The 8,497-nt window shown below is 72.3% G+C and carries 6 protein-coding genes; 3 read left to right on the top strand and 3 right to left on the bottom strand.

Features of this window, described 5'->3' with window-relative positions:
- Positions 1 to 405 precede the first annotated feature (405 nt).
- Positions 406 to 954, bottom strand: coding sequence for a MarR family winged helix-turn-helix transcriptional regulator (locus tag KUM03_RS24865; RefSeq protein ID WP_217251528.1), 549 nt, complete (start codon positions 952 to 954; stop codon positions 406 to 408).
- Between the two features lie 136 nt (positions 955 to 1,090).
- On the opposite strand from KUM03_RS24865, the gene KUM03_RS24860 reads away from it, so the two are divergent.
- Positions 1,091 to 2,368: an MFS transporter gene (locus KUM03_RS24860; protein WP_217251529.1), complete on the top strand. Its 1,278-nt coding sequence runs from the start codon at positions 1,091 to 1,093 to the stop codon at positions 2,366 to 2,368.
- An 86-nt stretch (positions 2,369 to 2,454) separates the two neighbouring features.
- On the opposite strand, the gene KUM03_RS24855 is transcribed toward KUM03_RS24860, so the two are convergent.
- On the bottom strand, positions 2,455 to 4,107 hold the full coding sequence (locus KUM03_RS24855) for a SpoIIE family protein phosphatase (RefSeq protein WP_217251527.1): 1,653 nt from the start codon (positions 4,105 to 4,107) through the stop codon (positions 2,455 to 2,457).
- A gap of 233 nt (positions 4,108 to 4,340) precedes the next feature.
- On the bottom strand, positions 4,341 to 5,717 hold the full coding sequence (locus KUM03_RS24850) for an NAD(P)/FAD-dependent oxidoreductase (RefSeq protein ID WP_217251526.1): 1,377 nt from the start codon (positions 5,715 to 5,717) through the stop codon (positions 4,341 to 4,343).
- 374 nt (positions 5,718 to 6,091) lie between these two features.
- Between KUM03_RS24850 and KUM03_RS24845 the strand changes: the two genes are divergently transcribed.
- Both KUM03_RS24845 and KUM03_RS24840 read left to right on the top strand, forming a co-directional pair.
- Entirely contained in the window at positions 6,092 to 6,907 is an 816-nt protein-coding gene (locus KUM03_RS24845) for a TetR/AcrR family transcriptional regulator (RefSeq protein WP_217251525.1), read from the top strand.
- Positions 6,908 to 7,151: 244 nt separating this feature from the next.
- Positions 7,152 to 8,497, top strand: a 1,346-nt coding sequence (locus tag KUM03_RS24840; RefSeq protein ID WP_217251524.1) for a sigma-70 family RNA polymerase sigma factor, incomplete at its 3' end; no start/stop codon positions are given.

Raw genomic sequence — 8,497 nt, 5'->3', positions numbered from 1 at the left:
GGTCTTGCGTTTCCGACTCTATCAGATCTTTCCGATCCGATTTCCTCGGTGCTTTCCAGGTTCCCGCTTTCGCGTTTCCCTTTCCGGCGGTTCCGACTCTATCAGATCCTTTCGGGTCCTGATTCCCTGTCAGAGGGGGTTGTCTTCGCGGCTGTTGGGCCGTTCCGACGTCCCAAACCTTAGCGGACTTTCCCGGCGTTTCCCAATCGGTGTCGAGCGGGTCGCCGAGTCCCTTCGGAATTGAATTCGGACATGCCGAAACAGTTCCCAGAGGGAGGTCTTGCTGGTGGTTGGGCGCCGCTCTCGCGGCGGAAGGTGTTGCCGCAGAACCGTTACGGCCCGGTGGCAACCCGAAGAACCTTACGGATCGCCCAGGGGGCTGTCAAGCGTCCCTGTCAAGATCTTTTAATCGAGGTCGCTGAGCCGGCCGCCGGCGTCGGGCTGGGCGTGCTCGACCCTGCGCAGCAGGCGGGTCAGTACCTCGCCGAGGGCCGACCGCTCGTCCGCCGAGAGGTCCTGGAGCAGGTCCTCCTCGAAGACCGTGGCGAGGCGCATGGCCTCCAACCACTTCTCCCGCCCCTCCGCCGTCAGCTCGACGATGACGCGGACCCGGTTGGTCTCGTCCCGGTCACGGGTGACGAGGCCTTCGCCCACCATGCGGTCGATGCGATGCGTCATTGCGGCCGGGGTGAGGCCGAGGCGCTTGGCGAGGTCGCCGGGGCCCAGGCGGTAGGGGGCGCCGGAGAGGACGAGCGCCTTCAGGACCTCCCAGTCGGTGTTGCTGATGCCCAGCTCGGCGGTCTGACGGCCGTACGCCACGTTCATACGGCGGTTCAGGCGGGAGAGTGCCGAGACGATCTTCTCGACCTGGGGGTCGAGGTCCTGGAACTCGCGCTGGTAGGCGGCGATCTGTTCTTCGAGTGTCGGCTCGCCGGCGCCGGAGGTGTCGCCCATGGCCCGCAGTATGGCACGGGACTCCTTTGCCTCGAAGTCCTTCGCTGTGTACTCTTTACCTTCGAACTTTAGCTTCTAAGTCTTCAGCTTTAACGGCTGGAGCATCGACCCAGAGAGGGTGAACGTGACCAGGGCAATGGGCGCAGCGATGCGCCGGATCCATGTGGGCAACGCACTCAGCGCGTTCGGGCTCGGCTTCACCGTCCCCTACCTGTATGTCTATGTGGCGCAGGTACGGGGACTCGGTTCTGTGACGGCGGGTCTCGTACTCGCCGTCTTCGCCGTGGCCGCGCTGATCGTGCTGCCGTTCGCCGGGCGGGCCATCGTCCGGCGCGGCCCGCTGCCGGTCTTGCTGGTCGCCCTGGTCACCGCCGCGCTCGGGGCGCTGAGCCTCGGGCTGTCGGCCTCGGCTTCCACTGTGCTGCTGTCCGCCGCCGCGCTGGGGGCGGGGCAGGCCGTGATGCAGCCGGCGCTCGCGACGATGATCGTGGACTGCTCGACGACCGAGACGCGGTCGCGGGCGTTCGCGATGCAGTTCTTCCTGCAGAACCTGGGTCTCGGCGTCGGCGGGCTCATCGGTGGGCATCTGGTCGACACCTCGAAAGCGTCGTCGTTCACGCTGCTGTTCGCGATCGAGGCGGCGATGTTCCTGGTGCTGGTCGCGGTGATGGCGACGGTGCGCGCGCCGCGCGCGCCGCGTGTCGAGGATGCGCCGGGACAGTCCGCGGGCAGCAGCTGGAAGCAGTTGCTCGGCAACCGGGCCATGGTGCAGCTGTGCGTGCTGGGCTTCGTGCTGTTCTTCGCCTGCTACGGGCAGTTCGAGTCGGGGCTGAGCGCGTACGGCGTCGAGGCGGCCGGGATCTCCACGTCCGCGCTGGGGACCGCGCTGGCGGCGAACACGCTGATGATCGTGGTCGCGCAGTTCGCGGTGCTGAAGTTCGTGGAGCGCCGGAAGCGGTCGCGCGTGATCGCCTCGGTGGGGCTGATCTGGGCCGTGGCGTGGGCCGTGGCCGGGTACGCCGGGCTCGGGCACGGCAGCCAGGCGATGGCGACGGCCGCCTTCATCTCGACGTACGCGCTCTTCGGGCTGGGTGAGGCGCTGCTGTCGCCGACGCTGGCGCCGCTGGTGGCGGACCTGGCGCCGACCGGTCTCGCCGGGCAGTACAACTCCGCCTTCGCCCTGGTGAAGCAGCTCGCGCTGGCGATCGGGCCGGCGGTGGGCGGGCCGCTCGGGGCGTCGCTGCACGCGCCGTACATCGTGGCCTTCACGCTGATCTCGCTGGGCATCACGGTGCTGGCGGTGCGGCTGGGGCGGCAGCTCACGGACGTACAGAACCAGCCGTCGCTCGCGCGGAGCCGGGTGGTCACGCAGGGCCGGGCGCCGGCCGACGCGGTGGCGGCCGCGGAGGCGTGACCCGAGCGGTAGGTGAGGCGGTGAGGCCGTGACGGGCGGGTGCCCGTCACGGCCTCACTGTCTTACTGCCTCACTGCCTCACCGCTTCACGGCTTCGGCAGGAGGAATTCGCACCAGACCGCCTTGCCGCCGCCGGGCGTGCGCCGGGAACCCCAGTTGGAGGCGATCGTCGCGACGATGGCGATGCCCCGGCCGGACTCGTCGCCGGGTTCCGCGCGGCGGCGTCTGGGCAGGTGGTCGTCGCCGTCGGTGACCTCGATGATCAGGCGGCGGTCGGTGCGGCGCAGGCGCAGCCGCATGGGGGGCGTGCCGTGCTGGAGGGAGTTGGCGACCAGTTCGCTGGTGGCCAGGACGCCCAGGTCGTGCAGGTCGGTGGGGAAGCGCCAGCTGGTGAGGACGCCGGAGGCGAAGGCACGCGCGCGTGGGGCGGCCTCCACGCCGCCGAGCAGTTCCAGGGCGGCGTTGCGGAAGCGCTCGGCCTCGGCGCCCTTGCGGGCGGGGTGCTGGAGGACGAGGACGGCGACGTCGTCGTCGTGGTCCGGGGTGACGCCGGCCGAGCGGACCAGGCGGTCGCAGACCACCTGGGGGCTGCCGGTGGCGCCGGACAGGGCGCGTTGCAGGGCGGCGATGCCCTCGTCCAGGTCTTCGTCGCGGCGCTCCACCAGGCCGTCCGTATAGAGGACGGCGGTGGAGCCGGGGGTGAGGGCGATCGAGCCGGACGTGTGCATCCAGCCGCCGGTGCCGAGCGGGGGGCCGGTGGGTTCGTCGGCGCGCTGGACGGCGCCGGTCTGGTCGCGGACCAGGATGGGCAGGTGTCCGGCGGACGCGTAGACCAGCCGGCCCTCGTTCGGGTCGTGGATGGCGTAGACGCAGGTGGCGATCTGGTTGGCGTCGATCTCGGTGGCGAGGCCGTCGAGGAGTTGGAGCACCTCGTGCGGGGGCAGGTCGAGGCGGGCGTAGGCCCTGACCGCCGTACGGAGCTGGCCCATGACGGCCGCCGCGCGGACGCCGCGTCCCATGACGTCGCCGATGACGAGGGCGGTGCGGCCGCCGCCGAGGGTGATCACGTCGTACCAGTCGCCGCCGACGGCGGCCTCGGTGCCGCCGGGGTGGTAGGTGGCGGCGACGCGCAGGTCGTCGGGTTCCTCCAGTTCCTGCGGGAGCAGGGAGCGCTGGAGGGTGACGGCGGTCTCGCGCTGGCGGCGTTCGCTCGCGCGGAGGCGGGCGGCGGCCTCCGCGTGGTCGGTGACGTCGGTGGCGAAGACGAGGACACCGCGGTCGCCGTCGCCGTCGTGGGGCTCGGTGACCGGGGTGCAGGTGAAGGTGTAGGAGCGGCCGTCGGAGGCCTTGCGGGACTTGAGGGTGCGAGGTCTGCCGCTGCGCTGGACCTGGTCGAGGAGGGGGAAGAGGCCCAGTTCGGAGAGTTCGGGGAGGGCCTCGCGGGCTCGTTCGCCCAGGGTGCGGGTGCCGAAGGCGCCGACGTAGGCGTCGTTGACGTAGGCGAGGCGGTGGTCGGGGCCGTGCACGAGGGCAACGAGGGCCGGGACGCGGTCGAGGACGTCGCGTACGGGCAGTTCGTCGACGGCGGGTACGGGCGGGGCCTCGTCGGTCAGCTGTTCGGCGCGGGCGGCGGGTACGGAGCCGTCCGGCCGGCGGTCCGGGGTGAGCGGCGGGTCGGTCCGCGCTGCGGCGCGGCGCTGCGTTCCGGGGAGCCGGGCGCTCCAGCGCGTGAAGTTCACGAATCCTTGCCTCGTGTCCTTGCCTCGTGTAGTTGTCGGCCGCCTCGTGCAGTTGTCGGCCGCCCCGGTGGTTGTCGGTGGTCCCGGACCGGGCGGCGGGGACCGGTCCGAGCCCCCGGGGCCACGCGTCCGCGGGCGGCGGCGCGCCCGCGGTGGTGGACCAGTCTGGCAGGGTGCGGGCCGGGCCGACATCCGTCAGACGCCGGACCTGCCGGGGGAGTTCCTCAGTCCGGTCAGGACGACCCCTTCGGGTTGTCCGGGGGTTCCTGAGAAGGCTTTCCACCGGCCGCGAGTTCGAACTCGGCTCGCGGATGTTCGAGTGAGCCCAGGGAGACGATCTCCCGTTTGAAGAGTCCCGCGAGGGCCCATTCGGCCAGCACGCGCGCCTTGCGGTTGACGGTGGGGACGCGGCTGAGGTGGTAGGCGCGGTGCATGAACCACGCGGGGTAGCCCTTCAGCCGGCGCCCGTAGACGTGGGCCACGCCCTTGTGGAAGCCGAGGGAGGCGACGGAGCCCGCGTATGTGTGCTCGTACGTCTCCAGGGGCTCGCCGCGCAGGGCGTGCGTGATGTTGTCGCCCAGGACCTTGGCCTGACGGACGGCGTGCTGGGCGTTGGGGGCGCATTCCGCACCGGGCGCGGAGGCGGTGACGTCGGGGACGGCGGCGGCGTCTCCGGCGGCCCACGCGTGCGGGGCGCCGTCGACGGAGAGGTGGGGGGTGCACCTGAGCCGGCCGCGTTCGTTCAGGGGGAGGTCGGTGGCGGCGAGGATCGGGTGGGGTTTGACGCCGGCCGTCCACACGACCGTACGGGTCGGGAAGCGGGAGCCGTCGCTGAGGACGGCGACTCGGTCGGCGCAGGACTCCAGGCGGGTCTGGAGGCGTACGTCGATGTTGCGGCGGCGCAGTTCGGTGACCGTGTAGCGGCCGAGTTCCTCGCCGACCTCGGGCAGGATGCGGTCGGAGGCCTCGACGAGGATCCACTTCATGTCGTCGGGCGTGACGTTGTGGTAGTACCGCGCGGCGTAGCGGGCCATGTCCTCCAGCTCGCCGAGCGCCTCGACGCCCGCGTAGCCGCCGCCGACGAAGACGAAGGTGAGGGCGGCGTCGCGCAGGGCGGGGTCGCGGGTGGAGGAGGCGATGTCCATCTGTTCGAGGACGTGGTTGCGCAGGCCGATGGCCTCCTCGACGGTCTTGAACCCGACGCCGTGGTCGGCGAGGCCGGGGACGGGCAGGGTGCGCGAGACCGAGCCGGGCGCGAGGACCAGTTCGTCGTACGTCAGTCTGCGGACGCCGGCGCCCTCCTCGGTGGCAAGGGTGGAGACGGTGGCGGTGCGGGTGGTGTGGTCGACGGAGCGGGCCTCGCCGATGACGACGTCGCACTGGTCGAGGACGCGGCGCAGCGGCACGACGACGTGCCGGGGGGAGATGGAACCGGCCGCCGCCTCGGGGAGGAACGGCTGGTACGTCATGTAGGGGTCGGGGGTGACGACCGTGATCTCGGCTTCGCCGCGCCTCAGTTCGCCTCTCAGGTTCCGCTGGAGGCGCAGGGCCGTGTACATCCCGACGTAGCCACCGCCGACAACGAGAATGCGCGCACGTTCCTTCACCATCCCATGACGCACCCGGCGCTTGCGTTTGTCCACAGGCTTGTCGATTTGTGTGACCGGAGACCGTGGCGGGGGGTGTTCGGCGCAATGGCTTCGGTGCGGGGAGGACGCGCAGGTCAGTGGGGGTGAGAGCGGGGCCGGAGGGCAGCGAGTTCCGGGCGTATACGATCCGTACTCCGATCGAGGGGCGCACCGTGCGGAACCTGCCTCTTCTGAATTGACCCCCGCTCAACTATGTTCTTTCCCACGGAGCGTAGGGGGATGTGCTCATCGGGTCCGCGACGGGCGGGCCGGAAACCGAGCCTGTTCCGCCGCACTCCGGCTTTCGATGGCGGGGAGAGTCTCCGGGGGGAGACGTCATTACCGGGGGATTGGCTATGCATGTTCAGGGCTCTCATTGGTCGTCCACGTCCACTGTCGCGCCCGGTGGCGCGATGAGCGCGGCACCGGGCGGCGGACGTGGGGACGGAGCGCGGACCGCGCCGTTGCGCGTGGACGCCCAGCGCAATCTGGAGCACGTGCTGCGCGCGGCGCGCGAGGTGTTCGGCGAGCTGGGGTACGGCGCGCCGATGGAGGACGTGGCGCGGCGCGCGCGGGTCGGTGTCGGCACGGTGTACCGGCGCTTTCCCAGCAAGGACGTCCTGGTGCGGCGAATAGCCGAGGAGGAGACGGCCCGGCTGACCGATCAGGCGCGGGCGGCGCTCGGGCAGGAGGACGAGCCGTGGTCTGCGCTCTCGCGCTTCCTGCGGACGTCGGTGGCCTCGGGTGCGGGCCGGCTGCTGCCCCCGCAGGTGCTGCGGGTCGGGGTGTCCGACGAAGGCGACGGCGGTGACGGCGGTGCAGTGAGCAGCGAGCCGCGGGTGCCGCAGCAGCGGATGCAGCCGGGCTCCGGCGAGCTGCGGCTGGTGCCCGAGAGCACGGCGTCCGCGGGGGCCTCGGCCGGTGCGTCGGCCGATGCGTCGGTTTCCGTGGTGGACGACGACGGGGCGGCGGCGCTGCTCGAGGTGGTGGGACGGCTCGTCGAGCGGGCGCGGGCGGCGGGCGAGCTGCGGCCGGACGTGTCGGTGTCGGACGTACTGCTGGTGATCGCCACGGCGGCGCCCTCGCTGCCGGACGCGGCGCACCAGGCGGCGGCCTCGGCCCGGCTGCTGGACATCCTGCTGGAGGGCCTGCGGTCGCGTCCCGCGTCGTGACGCGAGGTGCCGTAGGCGGGGCGTGGCGGTCGGTTCCGTGTCCCGCCCGACGCCGGACGGCAGCTTGCGCAAGGCCCGCCGTGGGAGGTTCCCTCCCTACCCGAACAACTGATCGTCATTACCGGGTTTCGAGAAGTCCCCACAGACGAGTGATGGCGTGCACTGCGGTGTCCTGGCCAAAGGCCGATATGGCACGCTGACCCGGTGTTCGGGACTGGCGGGCAGGTGGCGGGGGCTATCCGCGATGAGCGTTGACGGGCGGGACGGATCACTCGGCGAGGACGGCACCGGACCCGGCGAGCCGCCACCGCAGGTGCCGGGCCAGGGCGGGCCGTCCCGGGTCCCGGACGAGTCGAGTGAGGGTGCCGGAACCGCTGGGGACACCGGACCGGCCGAAGCGGCTGTCCCCGCTCAGCGGGAGCTGCACGAGGACACCGTTCTTCCGGCGTCGCGCGTGGTGCGTGACGGGGGAATCCTTCCGCCACCGCGGGAGGTGTACGACGGGGGCGTCCTGCCGCCGCCGCGCGAGATGCCGGAATCCGACGCGGAGCTGATCGGGCGGATGCGCTCGGGCGACGACACGGCCTACGAGGAGCTGTACCGGCGCCACGCGGACGCGGTGCGCCGGTACGCGCGTACCTGCTGCCGCGACGCCCACACCGCGGACGACCTCACGGCCGAGGTCTTCGCCCGCATGCTCCAGGCGGTGCGCGGCGGCTCGGGCCCCGAGCACGCCGTACGCGCCTACCTGCTCACCGCCGTCCGCCGGGTCGCCGCCGGCTGGACGCGGTCGGCCGGGCGGGAGCAGCTGGTGGACGACTTCGCGGTGTTCGCCGCGCAGGCCGCGCACTCCGCCAAGGTGCCGGACGACGACACCCTGGAGCTGGGCGCCGACGTCCGGGCCATGCACGAGGCCGAGCAGTCCATGGCCATGCGGGCCTTCCGGTCGCTGCCCGAGCGGTGGCAGGCCGTGCTGTGGCACACCGAGGTCGAGGACGAGTCGCCGAGCGAGGTGGCCGTGCTCTTCGGGCTCGACGCCAACGGCACCCGGGTGCTCGCCAGCCGCGCCCGGGAGGGCCTGAAGCAGGCCTATCTCCAGGCCCACGTCAGCGAAACCCTCGCCGCCGACGAGGAGTGCGCCCGCTACGCCGACCAGCTGGGCACCTACGCGCGCGGCAGGCTGCGCATCCGGGCCGAACGAGGGCTGCGCAAGCACCTGGAGGAGTGCGCCCGGTGCCGGCTGGCGGCCGGCCAGATCGCGGAGGTCGCGAGCGGCATTCCCGCCGTGGTTCCCGTCGCGGTCATCGGCTGGTTCGGTGCCGCCGGGTATGCCAAGGCGGCGGGGCTCATCGCGGGCGGCGCGGGTGCCGGTGCGGCGGGTGCCGCGGGTGCGGCGGCCGCCGCGGGGGGAGGTGCGTCCGGTGGGGCGGGGGCCGGGGGTGGCGCGGCCGCCTCCGAAGGGCTGGGCGCCCCGGTGAAGGCCGGCATCGCGGCCGGAGTGGTGGCGGTGGCCGCCGCGGCGGCGCTGGTCTTCGCCCTGGTCGGCGACGAAACGCCGGCGAAGCAGCCGCCGAAGGCGGGCCCGCCCGC

Source organism: Streptomyces sp. AC602_WCS936 (assembly GCF_019049125.1).
GTDB lineage: Bacteria > Actinomycetota > Actinomycetes > Streptomycetales > Streptomycetaceae > Streptomyces.
Note: the sequence above shows the minus strand (reverse complement) of the source record. Positions and strands in the feature narration are given on the sequence as shown.